Genomic DNA, 19,290 nt, shown 5'->3' with positions numbered 1-19,290 from the left:
TATTAAGTAGCGCATTAAAATTGTCAATCATAGCTAGACTTACCTTTCCAGCTCGCTATACAACATAGACTTGCCCAACGAATACAGCAGCAATGTGTAAGGGTGGTGGTGCAGCGGGGCAATATTCAAGTAAATAAGTGCCGTCAGAACACGAACCTTGCGGACGTCATAGCCATGATTCGCCAGCCACACTTCGAAGTAACGCTCGCAATCAACCAGCGACTGCCGACGATGTACATCAAATGCAATCTGGTCGGCCTGCCAGTCGGTATGGTACAGATCGAGATTGATCAACTCATGGTTGATGATCAGACCATGAAGTATCTTGGCCAAATCGTAGTAAACGTCACCGATGGTCAGGTCCCCGCCGAAGTCCTGCCGCCAGTCGAGAAAGACGAATTGTTCCTGCTCCGTCACGATAATGTTTTCAAAATGGAAATCACCGTGGAAGCGCCCTGGTAGCCCTTGCGCCAACCAGTTCCAGTCCACGCGGCCCAGCAGATCACGCAGGGCTGGCATTGCTACGCCATTGATGGCCTCGGTACCATCCTCTTTACCGCAGGTGCTGTAGAACAGCTCCACGCGCTCCAGCGTCTTATCTCGATAGAAACGCAAGCAGTTTTCTTCAAACGCGCTTTTTTGCTCAGCGTTGAGCTGTTTGGCAGCCCAAAACCCTTGACTGAACTCCAGCAGCCGATGGAATCGGGGCAGCGTGACCACTTCGGAAAGTACCCGGCCCGTGACCTTGCCGTACCGATACATGTTCTCGCCGAAAGCCGTGATCTGCGGAACATAACCTTGTAACTCCGCGACCCGTTTGATTCGGTTGGCGATAAACTTCTTGTCATCAGAAAACTTGATCACCGCATCACCAACGAACCAGATGGCCTCATTGGCCTTGTCTAGAATGTTCGGTTCATCCGGCTCGCGAAAATGTTCACGCGCAGCTGCAAGGGCTGGCAGGTTACCCGTGTCATGCCAAGTAAAACGCCGCGCCTTGATACCGTGTTCGAGCAGCCGCCGCAGCCCGTAGGCCTCACCAGTGTCAATTGCCATGGAACCACCCTGCTCCATGGCCAGCCAGAAGGCAGCAAAATCCTGAATACCGGCGAGCCCTATATACGGCTTATGGGTAGCAGGCTCACCAATACCCTTTTCACAGATATCAGTTACGTCATTACCCATCAATGCCATAGTGCGGTAGGCGCTGATATCGTCAGCTTCGGCAAACCCCATCCAATTTTCATCGGGCGCAGGAATAGCCTCATCAGTCAGAGTATCGCAGGACATGAAGATGAAGGGTTGCTGCAAGTACTCACGACACGCAAGCAGACTGAGCCCAAGACCCGAACCAGGCCCCTCAAAAGGCGCAACAACGGCAAAATGGAAGGTCCGTTCCGGATACGCCAGCTCAAGGTACTCCCTGACCAAGTGCCCTTTATGGCCTAGAGCGATAACGAACTCGACATCCTCAGGAAAGCGCTCGATGAGGTGAGACAGCGTCGGGCGGTTAGCAATACTGACCAGCGACTTGTTTAGAAAGCGAGTGTGCTCTCCCAGGCGAGATCCAGTGCCCGCGCATGGTATGCAAACCCGATAACTCATTGCGGAGCACGCTGGTAGTCATCGACCAGACGTACCACATCATCCATTTCTGGGGTGGAGGCTTCGAGGTACACGCTATCCTCAACGCCCTCCATGCGATGAATGAGGCCAGGCGGAATGGTGATGGTATCGCCGGCGCGGTACAGCTTTTCTTCCAATGCGTCCTGACTGGTACCCTGAACGATTTTCAGCACACCAGACAGGACATAGATCGTTTCTTTCTTAAAGTTATGATACTGCAGGCTGCAACGGTGACCGGCCCACATGGTCAATTTCTTGACCATGTACTTGTCGTTGATTTCGACGACTTCTTCCTTGCCCCAAGGCTTTTCAATAACTTTGTATTCGCTCATGACTCGCTCACTCAAACCTTGTATTGGGCATATTCGGGGTGGAACTCAAAGAACTTGTCGTAGAAGCCTTTGACGTACTGCTGCATCGACCACTGGCTAGGAAAACCGTACTTACGGCGCATCCAGCGGCGGCCTTCGGCGACATACAACTGAAGATTCTCTTCGTACCCTTCGGTTTTGATCTCGTCCGCATGATCCAACAAATAGGACTCGTTCTCCCCCGCCCACACCTCGGCGGTAATGGCAGCCGCCCAGTCGTTGGCGTAAGCCTTAGCAATCAATTCATGCTCCGACCCATAACCACGGAAGTTGCTTCCGTCAAACAGGAAGTTCATCTCATCCGGCTCGTCGGTTTCGCAAATACTCTCAATGAACTGACGGCGCAATAAATAAGCGTTGTTATGAATAAACCAGAAATATTTGGTGGTTTCCTGCTTCAGCAACAGACGTTCGCCCCAGCGTTCGGAGCATGGCGAGAGAATACCAATACGCGGCTGCTCCGCAAGAATACGAAGCAGTGGCGCCAGGGTCGGCCCAGCTCGCAACTCTGTGTCGTTGGACAGCAGAAAGAACGCGTCATATTTGGAAAAACGTTCTTCCTTCAGCAACTGGACCAAGCCATAGTTCATACCGCGACTGTAACGCAGGCCATTCTGCATGACTTCCGGGCTAGTGGCGTGCCAAGTGGCATGGCGGCTGAGCTTGTCAGCATCGGAGCCGGCCTCTACAACATAGATATCGGTCAACTCGCCATCGTGCTCAAGCAAATGTTCGTACAACCGATCAGTTACATCTGGCAGATTACGATTCAGGATGATGGTTGCGACTGACTTCATGCTGACCTCACCAGACGGAAGCTACGCAGATAGCGCAGGATACTGTTCTTGACCTGCTGCTTGAGATGCGCTTCCAGATCAATTTGTTTACGAGCCAGTAACTGGGCAGCCTCGACTTTCAACTCTTTGCACTCAGGTGTCGAAAATACATAGTGCCCAGCAATCAACGAGCGATCACGATCGGTGGCAGTAGAGCCATCAAGCATCCACTTATCCCACTTGTTCGACTCGTAAGCCAGTGCTAGAAAGCGCGTTGCCAGCTCATGAAGACCATTGTCCTCAAGCACTCTGACCAAAGCCTTGCTCTCTGCCACGCCAAATTCGGGTGCAACGTTGGCCGCGTGAATACCCAGACGCGGATGCCATTGCAACGCCTCATCGGAAAGATAATCGGTGTTGTGCTCTTTCATGAAGATGCCATGACGATTACAGATCTCAATCATCTTCGGCAGCTGGATTTCAGCAGGAATTTCATTGGCCACACGCACGGGTGAATCGAACGACCCCACGTTGCGCATTTCCATTACCCGTGTGCCGCATTGAATAACCACAAATGCGGGCGGATCAAACCTGTTCTTGCGACAAAACTTGTTGATCTCGTTCAGTGTGTAGTCGAGCTCTTCTTGAGAGTTCGTGCTTCCGCTCTGTTCTTCGGTGCCCACCTCGAAAATGATCTCACGATTATGCTGCTGCGCCTGTGACCAGCAATAATCGTAAAGATCAAACACGCGGTCCAGAACCTCATCAACATCTGGCTGACCATGGATATCAACACTGGGGTCGATGTGCAGCACCTGGAAACCCGCAGCAATGTCCGAGCGATAAGACGACTTAGCCGACTCCATCGCGCGGCGCAACCCTAACTGTGCGTCCTTCTCACGGGTATTCTGCCATGGGCCACCGTGATCACGCGCCAAGAGGATCTTGCCTTTCTTGTCCTTATCCGTGACATAACGAGCAAATTCTTCAGTGGTCCAATTATTCACGTAGCCACCGCCAAACTCTTCCGAGTCGATCTGACGTCGGCTGGCAATCATCAGGATCGGAACCTCGTGCTCGTTGGCCAACTCGATGGTTGCATCAACACAGTTGACGCTCATCGGTCCAACACCGAGAAGTGTGCAGTGTCTTTTCTGCAAAAAAGATTGCAAGCGCTGATGAATCATACGGTCCACTCTCCAGAGAGTTTCTGCTGGGCGTTAGGCAGTTGCTCAGGGTTGAAAGGGGTAAAGAACTTATCCAAGAGATGCAGAGCGGCCTCTGCAACGGCACGATCACCGCCCGATCGCTCAGTGATGTAGGAGGCATATGCCTTAGCATTTTTATCTGCATTGGCTGGCGCGATGCTATAACCGACCTTTGCCATCACATAATGGTCAAAGATTCCGTCTCCCATATAAATGACAGACTCAAGGGGATAGCGCTCGGCGATCCACTCAGCACGACGCACCGTGCTGACGATATCCAGCTCAAACCCCATATCGTCAACAATACGCTTTTTACTGATCGAAAAACCTTTCTTGTCTCCAGTGACAAATCGGATATCTACGAAACTTCTAAGCAAAGACAAACCGTCATTGTCATCCGGACCAAATATCTTCATGACCTTACCCTCGGCACTGTATAAAAAATGCCCGGTGGTCATTACACCATCAACATCAAGAATAAAAATTTTCTTTTCAGGAAGTTTAAGCTCGTTACCCATATAAACCCCACCTCAACAGCACAATAACACGATTATTCGCACGAGAGACTTCTTACACCTAATGGCGCTATTAAACACTCTACGCCCCTCACTACTTTCACCTCTACACGTCATTAACGAACAGCGACACGTTATCCCCGCCCATATTCATCATCAAAACGGACAATGTCGTCCTCTCCGAGGTAGTTTCCGGACTGTACCTCAATAATCTCTAGAGGTGTTGAACCAATATTGGCGAGGCGATGCACCTCTCCTAGCGGAATGTATGTGCTCTGGTTTTCAGTGAGCAGCAGTGTTTCACTACCCCGGGTAATTTCTGCGGTGCCCTGCACGACGATCCAATGCTCAGCTCGGTGATGATGCTTTTGCAAGCTAAGGCTCGCCTTGGGGTTGACCTGTATGCGCTTGACCTTGAAGCGCCCGCCCTCATCGATGCTGTCATACCAACCCCAAGGGCGATGAACCTTGCGATGAAGAGTATGCTCCTCACGAGACTGCTGGTTAAGCAGGCTCACTATCTGCTTAACGTCCTGACAGCGACTTCTGCCTGCAACCAAAACGGCATCCGCTGTTTCGATCACCACGAGATTATCAACGCCGACCAGTGCAACAAGACGGCTACTGGCATGTACGAGCGAATTATCGCTTTCGGTTATGAGTACATCGCCCTGAAGGGCATTACCCTTATCGTCTTTGGGCGAGACGCTCCATACGGAATCCCAAGCGCCTAGGTCACTCCAACCGGCATCCAGCGGTAGCATCTTGATGGGTAAGGCACTGCCGGGGCACTTCTCCATGACGGCGTAATCGATCGATTCACTGGGGATAGCCGTAAAAGCTTCTTTATCAGGCCGAATGAAAGCTCCATCAATTCGCTTGCCAGCCCAGCTCTTCACGCTAGCCTGAAGAATATCGGGCCTAAAGCTCTCCAAAGCCGCCAACCATACCGATGCCTTTAGTACGAATAAGCCTGCATTCCAGTAGTAACCGCCCTCATCCAGATAGGCTTGAGCGGTGCCCCGGTCAGGCTTCTCTACAAAACGCTCAACGGCAACAACTGCCTCGTCGTTAATGGCCACTTTGATATAGCCATAGCCCGTTTCAGGTCTATCAGGCGTAATGCCAAGAATGACAATGTTACCTTCACTCGCAGATTCAACCGCCCGATACATCACAGCACGGAAGGCCTCGTCGTCAGTGATAGCTTGATCTGCCGGGGTAACCACCAGTATTGGGTCTGTGCCTGTATCGCGCGCAGCTAAAGCAGCCAGAGTCAGCGCCGGCGCAGTATTACGGCCTACTGGCTCTAAAAGAAATGTTGCATTGTCGACCCCAAGCTCCCTGAGTTGCTCTTGAGCCAAAAAGCGGTGGTCTTCATTGCACACGATGTAGGATGAAGCAGGCGCATTATTTGCCCCACTACCGCCCTGAAGGCGCTTGATAGACTGCTGGAACAGACTGTCATTGCCTACCAAACATAGGAACTGCTTTGGAAAGCCTGAACGGGATAAGGGCCACAGTCGCGTACCTGATCCACCGCACAGCACTACCGGTTGAATGGGGCTGGTTGTCATAATGAAACGCTGAACCTATGTTATGTATTTTTATGCAGGCAATGACAAGCCGGCTTGTTTCCGACTCAATCAAAGTCTAGCTGGAGAGACAAAGCCTCAGATTTACCAAGCCCCTGCACAAAGGACTGGCAAAGGCTCATCTCACCCCCTGTCTCCTCATCAACACCCGACACTAGATGTCCACATCACTGCCCTGACTAACATAGCGTTCTCGCAATGCATCAGCCAAAGCATGCCTAGCCAGCTTGCGACCATGCACCAGATGAATTTCGGCCACGCACTCATACGAGTGACAAACCTCACTAGCCCTGACTGATCGGCATGAGCTGAATAACCGCCTATGATATGCACCTGAGCCCAAATGTCATAGCGCTGCTCCTCAACTACGAGGGTCAAAACGCTGGATCTGCCGCGCAGTCGTGTCACCTGCCTGACAGCCAACGTAGAGCACATCATGCCGCGTATAGCCCTACATGGCTTTGAGGTAGTTGACGATATGCCCACTGGAACACATACCGTTGCCCGCGAGCCTGCCGAGCGTTTTGCGGTATGGTGGGCCTGGTGGTTATCGATCATGAGCAGATTACGGAAAGCTAGTGGGTTACACGTGCCCTCGCCCCCTGCATCCCAGATGTGATCAAGCTCGCGATACACTGCTGTAAAGTACTGACCAGCAGGGAGTCGAGAATGATGGGCGAATTTGTCCAATCGAGCACCGTTGCTTTGCTGGTGCTTGGTTTTGAAGTAGCTGACTGGACCTTGGCAGACTCTTCAGTGCTCTGCGATGAATGATGTCTTCAAGCTCCTAGAGCTCGTGAGTACGACCAATGCTAAAGGCCAGGATCATGATCACGCCCCAATTGCTTAGCACACGTTCGAGCACTTCTTCCAGTCGCGCACATCGGCTGCGGCGATCCTCATGCAAGCGGTCGCTGCAAGTGCTTTATAACCAGGATATCGGCTTTGTATAGGGCTTTAGGTGCTGGGAGGATTGGCGCATGGAGCGACACCGAGAACACGATGCGTTTTTATCGCCCGTCTCGGCGTACTGCAGATCAAGCTCGACACAGGCCGAGCCGAGAATGTACTCAGCACGCTGCAAGCGAATGCGAGCGTTGAGCTACGGCGTTAAGATCAGACTGAACTACTATTTGCAGGGCGCCGCCCAGGGAGAAGCCGATTGCGAGCCTAATAGCCCCTGCCCGGCCTTGGGGGGGGGGCGGCCCCTTGAAAGAGACCACAGCCAATGAGCAGCGCATGCTCACGCCTGTTACGAAATCGTGATGAACAATGGAGGCAGACCGCACGAGTCAATCCTTTAACGCTGGCGAAATATAAAGGGGCTCAGCCCAGCAATGCGGACGGCAACTGAGAGAGTGAAAGTTTACCTAGTTGACTGAAGACTTGGCAGCGGCGCGCCCAGTAAAAGCCCGCACAGTTTGCCGGTTTTCCATGATCTCAATAGCATGACACCAGATGGCCGCCCAGCCATGAAAATCACTCCCGCGAGAAGGACAAGCGGTGTCACTCGTCCTCATTGACCCGATCCCGCAACTCCTTGCCCGGCTTGAAGTGCGGCACGAACTTCCCATCCAGGCGGACGGACTCTCCGGTCTTGGGATTACGGCCCGTGCGAGGCGCACGGAAATGCAGGGAGAAGCTGCCAAAGCCGCGTATCTCGATACGATCCCCCGTGGCCAATGCCTGGGACATCTGCTCGAGCATGGTCTTGATGGCAAGCTCCACATCCTTCGAGGAAAGCTGGCCCTGATGGGTAACGATTCGTTCGATCAACTCCGACTTGGTCATGGTTTTTCCCTTCTATATCAAGCGGCTAGATCAGCTCTACGCGGTTTTAGCATGACCACGGAGCTTTGAACAGCCCTAATAACCGAGGGTAAAACTCAGGCAACAAAAAGGGCGGCCTAGGCCGCCCTTTTTGATGAAGGAATCAGGACTTAGCCCTGGTTCTCCATCTGAGCGCGGATCAGATCACCAATGGTGGTCGGACCAGTGCTCTCGGATTCCTGCTTGCGCAGTTCCTTCATTGCGTCTTTCTCGTCGTCCACGTCTTTCGACTTGACGGACAGGCTGATGACGCGGCTCTTACGGTCGATGCTAATGATCTTGGCTTCGACTTCTTCGCCTTCTTTCAGCACGTTGCGCGCGTCTTCAACGCGATCACGGCTGATTTCGGAGGCTTTCAGGATGCCTTCGATGTCATCGCCCAGGGTGATTACAGCGCCCTTGGCATCAACTTCCTTGACGATACCGCGCACGATGGTGCCCTTCTCGTTCAGGGAGGCGTAGTTGGAGAACGGATCGTCTTCCAGCTGCTTGATACCCAGGGAGATGCGCTCGCGCTCCGGATCTACGGACAGGATGACGGTATCCAGCTCGTCGCCTTTCTTGAAACGACGTACGGCTTCTTCGCCAACTTCGTTCCAGGAAATGTCGGACAGGTGAACCAGGCCGTCGATGCCGCCTTCCAGACCAATGAAGATACCGAAATCGGTGATCGACTTGATGGTGCCGGAGATCTTGTCGCCTTTATTGAAGCGACCGGAGAAGTCTTCCCACGGGTTGGATTTGCACTGCTTGATACCCAGGGAGATACGACGACGCTCTTCGTCGATGTCGAGAACCTGAACTTCCACTTCGTCGCCAACCTGAACGACTTTGGACGGGTGGATGTTCTTGTTGGTCCAATCCATCTCGGAAACGTGCACCAGACCTTCCACGCCTTCTTCCAGCTCTGCGAAGCAGCCGTAGTCGGTCAGGTTGGTAACGCGCGCGGTTACGCGGGTGCCTTCCGGGTAGCGAGCCTTGATGGCAACCCATGGGTCTTCGCCCAGTTGCTTCAGGCCCAGGGAGACGCGGTTGCGCTCGCGGTCGAACTTCAGAACCTTGACGTCGATCTCGTCGCCAACGTTGACGATCTCGGACGGGTGCTTGATGCGCTTCCAAGCCATGTCGGTGATGTGCAGCAGGCCGTCTACGCCGCCCAGATCAACGAATGCGCCGTAGTCAGTGAGGTTCTTGACGATACCTTTGACTTGCTGGCCTTCCTGCAGGGATTCCAGCAGAGCTTCACGCTCGGCGCTGTTCTCGGCTTCCAGGACACTGCGGCGGGAAACGACAACGTTGTTGCGCTTCTGGTCGAGCTTGATGACTTTGAACTCGAGCTCTTTGCCTTCCAGGTGAGTGGTGTCGCGCACGGGGCGGACGTCCACCAGGGAGCCCGGCAGGAACGCGCGGATGCCGCTGACGTCGACGGTGAAACCGCCTTTGACCTTACCGTTGATAACGCCCTTGACCACTTCTTCAGCAGCGAAAGCAGCTTCCAGAACAATCCAGCACTCGGCGCGCTTGGCTTTCTCGCGGGACAGCTTGGTTTCACCAAAGCCATCTTCTACCGCGTCCAGCGCAACGTGAACTTCGTCACCCACGCTGATGGTCAGCTCGCCCTGTTCGTTGTAGAACTGCTCGACCGGGATGACGCCCTCGGACTTGAGGCCAGCATGCACGGTGACCCAGTCACCGTCGATGTCGACCACGATGCCGGTGATGATGGCACCCGGCTGCATGTCGAGGGATTTCAGGCTTTCTTCAAAAAGTTCTGCAAAGCTTTCGCTCATGATCATACCTGTAGTCAAAGGCCACTAAAGGCCCTATTCCGCACTACCAGCAAATGCGGTCAAGTCAGTGATTAAAGGTGAAAGGGACGTTAACTGGTATCCCGTTCCACCCCTGCGGCACCACGCTCAGTCGGATGACTGGCAATGAGGCACATCCTTTCGGAATCAGAACCGGCTCGACCTCTAACGAGAGAAATCAAGCCGACATAAGGGCTGGAATGTTAGCAATGAGGCTGACTGCCGTCAATTGCCACGCCTTGGCGAAGCCGGGCATTCAGCCCGACGGATCGCCAATGCCCTGGTCGCTGTGAAAACGACAACGCCGCGACCGGGGGCCGCGGCGTTGTCGGCGTAGATATCCGATCAGTCATCCAGCCCCAGATCAGCAAAAGCCGCGAGAATCCGCTCCAGCACCTCGTCGATGCTCAGATGGGTGGAGTCGAGGATCAGTGCATCCTTGGCGGGCTTGAGCGGCGCAACCGAGCGCTGTGTATCACGCTCATCCCGCTCGATGATCTCGTTCAGCAGGGAAGCCATCTCGACTTCCATGCCCTTGCCCTTCAGCTGCAGATAACGGCGGCGCGCACGCTCTTCTGCAGTGGCGGTGAGGAAGATCTTCAGCGGCGCATCGGGGAACACCACGGTCCCCATATCGCGCCCATCGGCGACAAGGCCAGGCGCCTCCTGGAAGGCACGCTGACGCTGCAACAGCGCATCGCGTACCGCCGGCAATGCGGCAACCTGCGAAGCCCCCGCCCCCACCGTCTCGGTGCGGATGACGTCGGAGACGTCCTCACCTTCGAGGATGATCCGCTGCACGCCACCGGCATTGGAGAGGAACTGCACATCGAGGTGCGCCGCCAGAACCTTCAGCGACTCCTCGTTGGTCAGGTCGACGCCATGGTTACGCGCCGCGAAGGCCAGCAGGCGATAAAGCGCACCGGAGTCCAGCAGGTTCCAGCCGAGGCGCTTGGCCAGCAAGCCCGCGACCGTGCCCTTACCCGAGCCACCCGGGCCGTCGATGGCGATGACCGGCGCTGCAGTACTCATCACTTGCCCTCTTCGGCGACTTGGATGCCGACCTGCGCCGCCAGCCCGAGGAAGTTCGGGAAGGAGGTCGCGACGTTGGCGCAATCATGGATACGGATTGCCCCGCCCGCCCGCAGCGAAGCGACACTGAAGGACATGGCAATACGGTGGTCGCCGTGGCTCCAGACCTCACCACCACCGAAGGCCCCGCCGTCGATGATGATGCCGTCCGGGGTCGGCTCGGCCTTCACGCCCAGCGCCACCAGGCCATCAGCCATGACCTGGATACGGTCGGATTCCTTGACCCGCAGTTCTTCGGCGCCACGCAGTACGGTACGCCCTTCGGCACAGGCGGCAGCGACGAACAACACCGGGAACTCGTCGATGGCCAGCGGCACCAGGTCCTCGGGAATATCGATGCCCTTGAGCTTCGCGGCGCGCACGCGAATATCAGCAACCGGCTCGCCACCCACTTCGCGCTGGTTCTCCAAGGTGATATCGGCGCCCATCAGCTTGAGGATGTCGATCACGCCGGTACGGGTCGGGTTGATGCCCACGTGTTCCAGCAGTAGTTCGGAGCCCTCGGCGATGCTCGCGGCGACCAGGAAGAAGGCTGCCGAGGAAATGTCCGCAGGCACTTCGATATGGGTCGAAGACAGCTTGTGACCGCTTTCCACGGTTGCAGTGCTGCCATCCACGGCAACGGGGTAGCCGAAGCCCTGCAGCATGCGCTCGGTGTGATCACGGGTCGGCGCGGGCTCGGTGACGGAGGTTTCACCGGCGGCATAGAGACCGGCGAGCAGCAGGCAGGATTTGACCTGAGCACTGGCCATCGGCATCTCGTAGCTCATGCCGGTAAGGCGCTGGCCACCACGGATGACCATTGGCGGACGGCCTTCGGCGGCAGTTTCGATCACCGCGCCCATTTCGCGCAGCGGCTTGGCCACGCGATTCATCGGGCGCTTGGACAGCGAAGCGTCGCCGGTCAGGGTGGTGTCGAACGGCTGGGCGGCGAGCAGGCCACTGAGCAGGCGCATGGAGGTACCGGAGTTACCCAGGTACAACGGGCCGGGCGGCGGCTTCAGGCCATGCAGGCCAACGCCATGGATGGTCACGCGACCATGGTGCGGGCCTTCGATGACCACCCCCATGTCGCGGAACGCCTGCAGGGTCGCCAGGGCGTCTTCACCCTCGAGGAAACCCTCGACCTCGGTCGTGCCTTCGGCCAGGGAGCCGAGCATGATCGAGCGGTGGGAAATGGACTTGTCGCCCGGAACGCGGATACGCCCGGAAAGGCGGCCACCCGGCTGGGCCAGGTAAATCAGGTCGTTATTGTGCATGGCGTCCACATAGGCCCTGCGGGCCAGGATTTTACTGAAATGTTCGCGGGCGACGCGGGCGCGAGTGAAAACGCCCAGCAGTTGATGCCCATCCCCAGCGTCGACCGCGTCGCGCAAGGCGTCGAGGTCGCCACGAAATGCGTCCAGCACCCGCAGCACGGCCTCGCGGTTGGCGAGAAAGATGTCGTGCCACATGACTGGATCACTGCCAGCGATCCGCGTGAAGTCGCGGAAGCCACCGGCGGCATAGCGGAAAATCTCCAGGTTCTCGCTGCGCTTGGCGAGCGAATCCACCAGGCCGAATGCCAACAGATGCGGCAAGTGGCTGGTGGCGGCAAGCACTTCGTCGTGATGCTCGACCTGCATGTGCTCGACGTCGGCACCCAGCTCGCGCCAGAGCGCATCGACCAGAGCCAGCGCGTCGGCATCGGTGGAATCCTGAGGCGTCAGGATCACCTTGTGGCGACTGAAGAGTGCGCCATTGGCCGCCTCCACCCCGCTCTGCTCGGAGCCGGCGATGGGGTGCCCGGGCACGAAACGCGCCGGCATACCATCGAAAGCCAGGCGCGCGGCACGCACGACATTGCCTTTGGCGCTGCCGACATCGGTCAGCACCACATTGCCGAGATCGAGCTGCGCCAGCTCTTTCAGCAGGCGCTCCATGGCCAGGATAGGCACGGCGAGCTGGATCACCGCAGCCCCCTGACAGGCGGCAGCGAGATCGACCTCGCAACGGTCGACCACGCCCAGCTCCACGGCCAGGCGGCGCGACTCGGCGTCCAGATCGACACCCACGACTTCATCGAACGCCCCCTTCTCACGCAGCCCCTTGGCAAAGGAGCCGCCGATCAGGCCAAGCCCGATCACCACGAGGCGCCCGAGCTTAGGAGAACGCTGTTGCAGCGGCATGACATCAGCCACGGGCAAGCACCTGCCCCAGAACGTCGAGGAAGCGCTGGTTCTCCTGGGGGAGACCGATGGAAACACGCAAGAAGTTCGGCATGCCATAGCCGGCCACCGGGCGCACGATAACGCCAGCAGCCAGCAAGGCCTTGTTGATCCCGGCAGTATCACGACCGAAATCGATGGCAATGAAGTTGCCACGGGACGGAATCCACCCCAAGCCCATCGCGCGGCAACCGTCTTCCAGTTGCGCCATGCCGGCATCATTGAGACGACGGCTTTCGGACAGGTAATCCACATCCGCCAGGGCCGCGCACGCGGCTGCCAGGGCGAGACTGTTGACGTTGAACGGCTGGCGCACACGGTTCAGCACATCGGCGACACGGGCCGAGGAAATCCCGTAGCCGACGCGCAGCGCAGCGAGGCCGAAAGCCTTGGAGAAGGTGCGGGAGACCAGCAGGTTCGGATAGCGCGCCAGGTAGTCGAGACCATCAGGCAGCTCATCGCCCGATGCATACTCGATATAGGCCTCATCCAGCACCACCAGCACGTTCTCCGGCACTTTGGCGAGGAAACCATCCAGCGCTTCCGGGCCGAACCAGGTACCGGTCGGGTTGTTCGGGTTGGCGACGAAGACGACGCGGGTCTGCTCATCGATGGCCGCCAGCATCGCCGGCAGGTCATGCCCCCACTCCCTGGCCGGCACCACCTTGGCAGTCGCACCGACAGCCTGGGTGACGATGGGATAGACGGCAAAAGCATGCTCGCTGAAGACCGCGTTCAGCCCCGGAGCCAGGTAGGCGCGGCCCACCAGCTCGAGGATGTCGTTGGAGCCGTTGCCCAGAGTTACCTGGTCGGGTTGGACGTCGTAACGCTCGGCCAGACGGCGCTTGAGTTCGAAGCCATTGCCGTCCGGGTAACGGGTCAGCTCGGCCAGCTCGGCACGAATGGCCTCGAGCACCTTCGGGCTCGGGCCCAAGGGGTTCTCGTTACTGGCCAGCTTGACGATGCCGGCCGGGTCGAGGTTCAGCTCGCGGGCCAGCTCATCAACCGGCTTGCCCGGCACGTAAGGCGAAAGTTTCTGCACGCCCGGCTGTGCCAGGGCGAGGAAGTCGCAGCTCATGGGCGCTCCTTGGAATCTCTTGGGTTCAGAGAACCGCTTTCGGGTAGGACCCCAGCACCTTCAGCGCCACGGCTTCCTGGTTGATCTTCTCCAGCACATCCTTGATCAGCGGATCGCGGTGATGGCCGATGAAGTCGATGAAGAACACGTATGTCCACTTGCCACTGCGGGAGGGGCGGGTCTCGATACGGGTCAGGTCGATGCCGTTGGTGTGGAAGGGCACCAGCAGCTCATGCAGCGCGCCGGGCTTGTTGCGCATGGAAACGATGACCGAGGTCTTGTCGTCGCCGGTGGGCGGCACTTCCTGGCTGCCGATGATGAGGAAGCGCGTGGAGTTGTCCGGGCGGTCCTCGATCTTCTCGCAGAGCTTGGTCAGCCCGTAGAGGCTGGCGGCCATGTCGCCAGCGATGGCGGCGGAGTTCCACTCGCTCTTCACCCGCTTGGCGGCGTCTGCATTACTGGAAACAGCCACGCGCTCGACGTTCGGGTAGTGCGCGTCCAGCCACTTGCGGCACTGGGCCAGGGACTGTGCGTGGGAATAGATGCGGGTGATGTTGTCGGTCTTGGTGGTCTCCCCCACCAGCAGGTGATGGTGGATACGCAATTCCACCTCGCCACAGATGACCATGTCGTGCTCGAGGAAGCTGTCCAGGGTGTGGTTGACCGCACCCTCGGTGGAGTTCTCCACCGGCACAACGCCGAAGTTGACAGCACCGGCCGCCACTTCGCGGAACACCTCATCGATAGCCGCCATCGGCGTGCTGATCACCGCGTGACCGAAATGCTTCATCGCCGCAGCCTGGGTGAAAGTACCCTCCGGCCCCAGGTACGCGACCTTGAGCGGCTGCTCCAGCGCCAGGCAGGACGACATGATTTCGCGGAACAGCCGCGCCATCTCTTCGTTGCCCAGCGGCCCCTGGTTGCGCTCCATGATGTGCTTGAGCACCCAGGCTTCACGCTCAGGGCGATAGAAGATCGGCTTTTCGCCTTCTGGCAAAGCGGCCATCTTCACCCGCGCCACATCCTGGGCGCAGCGGGCGCGATCACTGATGAGCTCGAGGATCTTCTCGTCGAGGCTATCGATACGCAGGCGCAGGGCCTTCAGTTCGTGCTCGGACATCAGCCGCGCTCCTTCTCGAACTCCGCCATGTAGGCCACCAGGGCTTCGACCGCATCCAGGCCAACGGCGTTATAGATGGAGGCACGCATGCCGCCCACCGAGCGATGGCCCTTGAGGTTGAGCAGGCCACGGGCGTCGGCACCGACGAGGAAGTCCTTGTCCAGGCGCTCATCGGCCAGGCGGAACGGAACGTTCATCCACGAACGCGCATTCACCGCGATCGGGTTGGTATAGAAGTCGCTCTTGTCGATGTAGCCGTAGAGCAGTTCCTTCTTCGCGCGGTTGCGCTGCTCCATGGCCTCGACGCCGCCCTGCTCCTTCAGCCACTCGAACACCAGGCCCGAGAGGTACCAGGAGAAGGTCGCCGGCGTGTTGTACATGGAGCCGTTATCCGCAGCGACCTTGTAATTGAGCATGGTCGGGCAGGACGAGCGGGCACGCCCCAGCAGGTCTTCGCGGACGATGACCACCACCAGACCGCTCGGGCCGATGTTCTTCTGTGCGCCGGCGTAGATCAGGCCGAAGCGGGACACATCGAGCGGGCGGGAGAGGATGTCGGAAGACATGTCCACAACCAGCGGCACATCGCCGGTCTCGGGGATCCAGTCGAACTGCAGGCCACCGATGGTCTCGTTGGAGGCGTAGTGCAGATAGGCGGCATCAGCACTGAGTTTCCAGTCGTTCTGCCCGGGAATGGCGAAGTAGTCCAGGCCCTTGGCGCTGGCAGCAACGTTGACGCGGCCGTAGCGGGCAGCTTCCTCGATGCTCTTCTTCGACCAGATGCCGGTCTCGACGTAGTCGGCCACGCCGTTTTCCGGAAGCAGGTTCAGCGGGATCTCGGCGAACTGCTGACTGGCACCGCCCTGGAGGAACAGCACCTTGTAGTTGGAGGGGATGGAGAGCAGGTCGCGCAGATCCTGCTCGGCCTTCTCGGCGATGGCGACGTAATCGTCACTGCGATGGCTCATCTCCATGACGGAGAGGCCCTTGCCTTGCCAATCGAGGAGTTCCGCCTGGGCGCGTTGCAGGACAGCTTCCGGAAGCGCGGCCGGGCCGGCGCAGAAGTTAAAGGCTCGCTTGCTCACATCCACTCTCACTGGGTAGCGCGGGGGCACCTGCACCCCCACTGATGGTCTTCTACCGAGTGGACAGGCCGGCTAGGGCCCGCCCGCTCTGCAGCTTCTTACTCTTCACCTGCCGGCTGCGCGTCATCCTGCTGGACGTCGTCCGCCGGAGCGTCGGCTGCGGCATCGACTGCCACTTCGCCGTCTTCCAGCTCCTCGTCCTCGTCGACACCGGACGGCTCCTGCACACGCTCCAGGCCAACCAGGGTCTCGTCCTTGGCCAGCTTGATCAGGGTCACGCCCTGGGTGTTGCGGCCGGAACTGGAGACTTCGTCGACACGGGTACGCACCAGGGTGCCCTGGTCGGAGATCAGCATGATCTCCTCGCCGTCCTGCACCTGAATGGCGCCGACCAGCTTGCCGTTACGCTCGTTGATGACCATGGCGATCACACCCTGGCCACCACGGCCACGGCGCGGGAACTTGCCCAGGCCGGTGCGCTTGCCGAAGCCGCGCTCCGATGCGGTCAGGATCTGCGCACCGGTTTCGGGGATCAGCATCGAAATCAGCTGCTGCTCCTTGGCCAGGCGCATGCCGCGGACGCCACGGGCGGTACGGCCCATGATGCGCACCATGCTTTCGGCGAAGCGGATCACCTTACCGGCGCTGGAGAACAACATGACTTCCTTGGCGCCGTCGGTGATGGCGGCAGCGATCAAGGTGTCACCCTCATCCAGGCGCAGAGCGATCAGGCCACTGGAACGCGGCTTGCTGAACTGCACCAGCGGGGTCTTCTTCACGGTACCGAAGGCGGTGGCCATGAAGATGTAGGCACCGGTAGGCTCAGCCACCAGTTCCGGGGTATCGCCTTCGACTTCCTCGACTTCCTGCTCGACGATCTCGCCTTCGAGCACTGCGCCCTCGGCTTCCTCGAGGTCATCCTCGTCGCCGGCTTCGCGCTGCAACGCTTCCAGGTCGATCTGCAGCATCGCGGTGATGCGCTCGCCCTCGTCCAGCGGCAGCAGGTTCACCAGCGGACGACCACGTGCGGTACGCGAGGCTTCCGGGATTTCGAAGGTCTTCAGCCAGTACACTTTGCCCTTGCTGGAGAACAGCAGCAGCGTGGCGTGGCTGTTGGCGACCAACAGGTGTTCGATGTAGTCCTCGTCCTTCACACCGGTGGCGGACTTGCCGCGGCCACCGCGACGCTGCGCCTGGTAAGAGGCCAGCGGCTGGGACTTGGCGTAGCCACCATGGGAGATGGTGACGACGCGCTCTTCTTCGGTGATCAGGTCGGCGATGGTCAGGTCCACCTGGGACGCAACGATCTCGGTGCGACGGGCGTCGCCGAACTCGGCCTTGACCTTCTCCAGCTCCTCGCGGATGACTTCCATCAGGCGCTCGGGGTTGGTGAGGATGCGGATCAGCTCGCCGATCAGGGTGAGGATTTCCTGGTACTCGGACAGGAGCTTCTCGTGCTCCAGGCCGGTCAGGCGGTGCAGGCGCAGCTCGAGGATGGCCTGGGCCTGCTCCGGAGACAGGTAGTACTTGCCTTCACGCAGGCCGTACTGCGGATCCAGATCTTCCGGACGGCAGGAGTCGGCACCGGCGCGCTCGACCATGGCTTCCACGGCGGAGGATTCCCAGGCGGTGGCGATCAGGCGGTCCTTGGCCTCGGCCGGGGTCGGCGAGTTCTTGATCAGCTCGATCACCGGGTCGATGTTCGACAGGGCGACGGCCTGGCCTTCGAGGATGTGGCCGCGTTCACGGGCCTTGCGCAGCTCGTAGACGGTACGGCGGGTCACCACTTCACGGCGGTGACGGATGAACACCTCGAGCATGTCCTTGAGGTTCATCGTGCGCGGCTGGCCATCGACCAGGGCCACCACGTTGATGCCGAACACGCTTTGCATCTGGGTCTGGGCGTAGAGGTTGTTGAGCACCACCTCGCCGACTTCGCCACGACGCAGCTCGATCACTACGCGCATGCCGTCCTTGTCGGACTCGTCGCGCAGTTCGGTGATGCCTTCGAGCTTCTTCTCCTTGACCAGTTCGGCGATCTTTTCGATCAGACGCGCCTTGTTCAACTGGTAGGGCAGTTCGGTGACGATGATTTGCTGGCGGTTGCCGCCCTTCTCCATGTCCTCGATTTCGGCGCGGGCACGGATATAGATGCGGCCACGGCCGGTGCGGTAGGCCTCAATGATGCCGGCACGACCGTTGATGATGCCCGCGGTCGGGAAGTCCGGACCGGGGATGTACTGCATCAGCTCATCGACGGTCAGCTCGCCGTTGTCCATCAGTGCCAGGCAACCGTCGATGACTTCGGACAGGTTGTGCGGCGGGATGTTGGTGGCCATGCCCACGGCGATGCCGCTGGAGCCGTTGACCAGCAGGTTGGGAATCTTGGTCGGCATGACCGCCGGAATCTGCTCGGTGCCGTCGTAGTTGGGCACCCAGTCGACGGTTTCCTTGTCCAGGTCCGCCAGCAGCTCGTGGGCCAGCTTGGACATGCGCACTTCGGTGTATCGCATGGCCGCGGCGTTGTCGCCGTCCACCGAACCGAAGTTGCCCTGACCGTCGACCAGCATGTAGCGCAGGGAGAAGGGCTGGGCCATGCGCACGATGGTGTCGTACACGGCGGTATCACCGTGGGGGTGGTACTTACCGATCACGTCACCGACCACACGGGCGGATTTCTTGTACGGCTTGTTCCAGTCGTTGTTCAGCTCGCTCATGGCGAACAGCACGCGACGGTGTACCGGTTTCAGACCGTCGCGCGCATCCGGCAGGGCGCGCCCGACGATCACGCTCATCGCGTAGTCGAGGTAGGACTGTTTCAGCTCGTCTTCGATATTGACCGGGAGGATTTCTTTGGCCAGTTCGCCCATGAGAAGCCTGATTCCTTTTTCTAGTGAAACCCCGACACATCCTTCCTGGATGACGCGAGGCTCGTCGCCTGGCAGCGCCAGCACGACTCACGACAAATCAACGAGTTAA

15 protein-coding genes are annotated in these 19,290 nt (G+C 58.5%); all 15 read right to left on the bottom strand.

Annotation, left to right across the window (positions count from 1 at the left end; translation table 11 throughout):
• Window positions 1–39: 39 nt before the first annotated feature.
• The 15 genes from ACXI0U_RS05355 to gyrA all read right to left on the bottom strand — a co-directional run bounded on the left by ACXI0U_RS05355 (window position 40) and on the right by gyrA (window position 19,181).
• The gene (locus ACXI0U_RS05355; RefSeq protein ID WP_431483842.1) at window positions 40–1,605 is read right to left on the bottom strand and encodes a phosphotransferase; all 1,566 of its coding nucleotides are present in this window, start codon (window positions 1,603–1,605) and stop codon (window positions 40–42) included.
• Window positions 1,602–1,958: a cupin domain-containing protein gene (locus tag ACXI0U_RS05350; RefSeq protein WP_107328384.1), complete on the bottom strand. Its 357-nt coding sequence runs from the start codon at window positions 1,956–1,958 to the stop codon at window positions 1,602–1,604. The genes ACXI0U_RS05355 and ACXI0U_RS05350 overlap by 4 nt, the downstream gene beginning before the upstream one ends.
• A gap of 11 nt (window positions 1,959–1,969) precedes the next feature.
• Entirely contained in the window at window positions 1,970–2,794 is an 825-nt protein-coding gene (locus ACXI0U_RS05345; protein ID WP_431483841.1) for a glycosyltransferase family protein, read from the bottom strand.
• Window positions 2,791–3,960: a class II D-tagatose-bisphosphate aldolase non-catalytic subunit gene (locus ACXI0U_RS05340; protein ID WP_431483840.1), complete on the bottom strand. Its 1,170-nt coding sequence runs from the start codon at window positions 3,958–3,960 to the stop codon at window positions 2,791–2,793. The genes ACXI0U_RS05345 and ACXI0U_RS05340 overlap by 4 nt, the downstream gene beginning before the upstream one ends.
• A complete protein-coding gene (locus tag ACXI0U_RS05335) occupies window positions 3,957–4,499 on the bottom strand; it encodes an HAD hydrolase family protein (RefSeq protein ID WP_431483839.1) in 543 nt (180 codons plus the stop codon). Before ACXI0U_RS05335 ends, ACXI0U_RS05340 begins: the two co-directional genes overlap by 4 nt.
• Window positions 4,500–4,630: 131 nt before the next feature.
• Window positions 4,631–6,058, bottom strand: a complete 1,428-nt coding sequence (locus ACXI0U_RS05330) for a mannose-1-phosphate guanylyltransferase/mannose-6-phosphate isomerase (protein ID WP_431484856.1) — start codon at window positions 6,056–6,058, stop codon at window positions 4,631–4,633.
• A gap of 174 nt (window positions 6,059–6,232) precedes the next feature.
• Window positions 6,233–6,526 carry an MBL fold metallo-hydrolase RNA specificity domain-containing protein gene (locus ACXI0U_RS05325; RefSeq protein WP_431484855.1) on the bottom strand — a complete coding sequence of 98 codons (294 nt, stop codon included), beginning with the start codon at window positions 6,524–6,526 and terminating at the stop codon, window positions 6,233–6,235.
• 1,071 nt (window positions 6,527–7,597) lie between these two features.
• Entirely contained in the window at window positions 7,598–7,882 is a 285-nt protein-coding gene (gene ihfB, locus ACXI0U_RS05320; protein WP_165671254.1) for an integration host factor subunit beta, read from the bottom strand.
• Between the two features lie 149 nt (window positions 7,883–8,031).
• On the bottom strand, window positions 8,032–9,711 hold the full coding sequence (gene rpsA / locus ACXI0U_RS05315) for a 30S ribosomal protein S1 (RefSeq protein ID WP_043243257.1): 1,680 nt from the start codon (window positions 9,709–9,711) through the stop codon (window positions 8,032–8,034).
• A gap of 363 nt (window positions 9,712–10,074) precedes the next feature.
• Window positions 10,075–10,761, bottom strand: a complete 687-nt coding sequence (gene cmk / locus ACXI0U_RS05310; protein WP_021221180.1) for a (d)CMP kinase — start codon at window positions 10,759–10,761, stop codon at window positions 10,075–10,077.
• Complete coding sequence (locus tag ACXI0U_RS05305; protein ID WP_431483838.1) at window positions 10,761–13,001, bottom strand: bifunctional prephenate dehydrogenase/3-phosphoshikimate 1-carboxyvinyltransferase; 2,241 nt, start codon at window positions 12,999–13,001, stop codon at window positions 10,761–10,763. Before ACXI0U_RS05305 ends, cmk begins: the two co-directional genes overlap by 1 nt.
• Window positions 12,994–14,106: a histidinol-phosphate transaminase gene (gene hisC / locus ACXI0U_RS05300; protein WP_431483837.1), complete on the bottom strand. Its 1,113-nt coding sequence runs from the start codon at window positions 14,104–14,106 to the stop codon at window positions 12,994–12,996. Before hisC ends, ACXI0U_RS05305 begins: the two co-directional genes overlap by 8 nt.
• Before the next feature lie 25 nt (window positions 14,107–14,131).
• Window positions 14,132–15,226: a prephenate dehydratase gene (gene pheA, locus ACXI0U_RS05295; RefSeq protein WP_374980271.1), complete on the bottom strand. Its 1,095-nt coding sequence runs from the start codon at window positions 15,224–15,226 to the stop codon at window positions 14,132–14,134.
• On the bottom strand, window positions 15,226–16,311 hold the full coding sequence (gene serC / locus ACXI0U_RS05290; RefSeq protein ID WP_431483836.1) for a 3-phosphoserine/phosphohydroxythreonine transaminase: 1,086 nt from the start codon (window positions 16,309–16,311) through the stop codon (window positions 15,226–15,228). Before serC ends, pheA begins: the two co-directional genes overlap by 1 nt.
• A gap of 98 nt (window positions 16,312–16,409) precedes the next feature.
• Window positions 16,410–19,181, bottom strand: a complete 2,772-nt coding sequence (gene gyrA / locus ACXI0U_RS05285) for a DNA gyrase subunit A (protein WP_431483835.1) — start codon at window positions 19,179–19,181, stop codon at window positions 16,410–16,412.
• Window positions 19,182–19,290: the final 109 nt, after the last annotated feature.

The organism is Pseudomonas sp. C9D1 (genome assembly GCF_056491235.1).
The sequence above is the reverse complement of the archived record's forward strand: the minus strand, read 5'-3'. Positions and strand labels throughout refer to the sequence as shown.

What these genes read in the sequence shown, in the direction of transcription:
- pheA (WP_374980271.1), bottom strand. Translation starts at nt 15,226, where the DNA reads ATGTCCGAGCACGAACTGAAGGCCCTGCGCCTGCGTATCGATAGCCTC.
- ACXI0U_RS05325 (WP_431484855.1), bottom strand. Translation starts at nt 6,526, where the DNA reads ATGTGCTCTACGTTGGCTGTCAGGCAGGTGACACGACTGCGCGGCAGA.
- hisC (WP_431483837.1), bottom strand. Translation starts at nt 14,106, where the DNA reads ATGAGCTGCGACTTCCTCGCCCTGGCACAGCCGGGCGTGCAGAAACTT.
- ACXI0U_RS05350 (WP_107328384.1), bottom strand. Translation starts at nt 1,958, where the DNA reads ATGAGCGAATACAAAGTTATTGAAAAGCCTTGGGGCAAGGAAGAAGTC.
- gyrA (WP_431483835.1), bottom strand. Translation starts at nt 19,181, where the DNA reads ATGGGCGAACTGGCCAAAGAAATCCTCCCGGTCAATATCGAAGACGAG.
- ACXI0U_RS05355 (WP_431483842.1), bottom strand. Translation starts at nt 1,605, where the DNA reads ATGAGTTATCGGGTTTGCATACCATGCGCGGGCACTGGATCTCGCCTG.
- ACXI0U_RS05345 (WP_431483841.1), bottom strand. Translation starts at nt 2,794, where the DNA reads ATGAAGTCAGTCGCAACCATCATCCTGAATCGTAATCTGCCAGATGTA.
- ACXI0U_RS05335 (WP_431483839.1), bottom strand. Translation starts at nt 4,499, where the DNA reads ATGGGTAACGAGCTTAAACTTCCTGAAAAGAAAATTTTTATTCTTGAT.
- ACXI0U_RS05340 (WP_431483840.1), bottom strand. Translation starts at nt 3,960, where the DNA reads ATGATTCATCAGCGCTTGCAATCTTTTTTGCAGAAAAGACACTGCACA.
- rpsA (WP_043243257.1), bottom strand. Translation starts at nt 9,711, where the DNA reads ATGAGCGAAAGCTTTGCAGAACTTTTTGAAGAAAGCCTGAAATCCCTC.
- ihfB (WP_165671254.1), bottom strand. Translation starts at nt 7,882, where the DNA reads ATGACCAAGTCGGAGTTGATCGAACGAATCGTTACCCATCAGGGCCAG.
- cmk (WP_021221180.1), bottom strand. Translation starts at nt 10,761, where the DNA reads ATGAGTACTGCAGCGCCGGTCATCGCCATCGACGGCCCGGGTGGCTCG.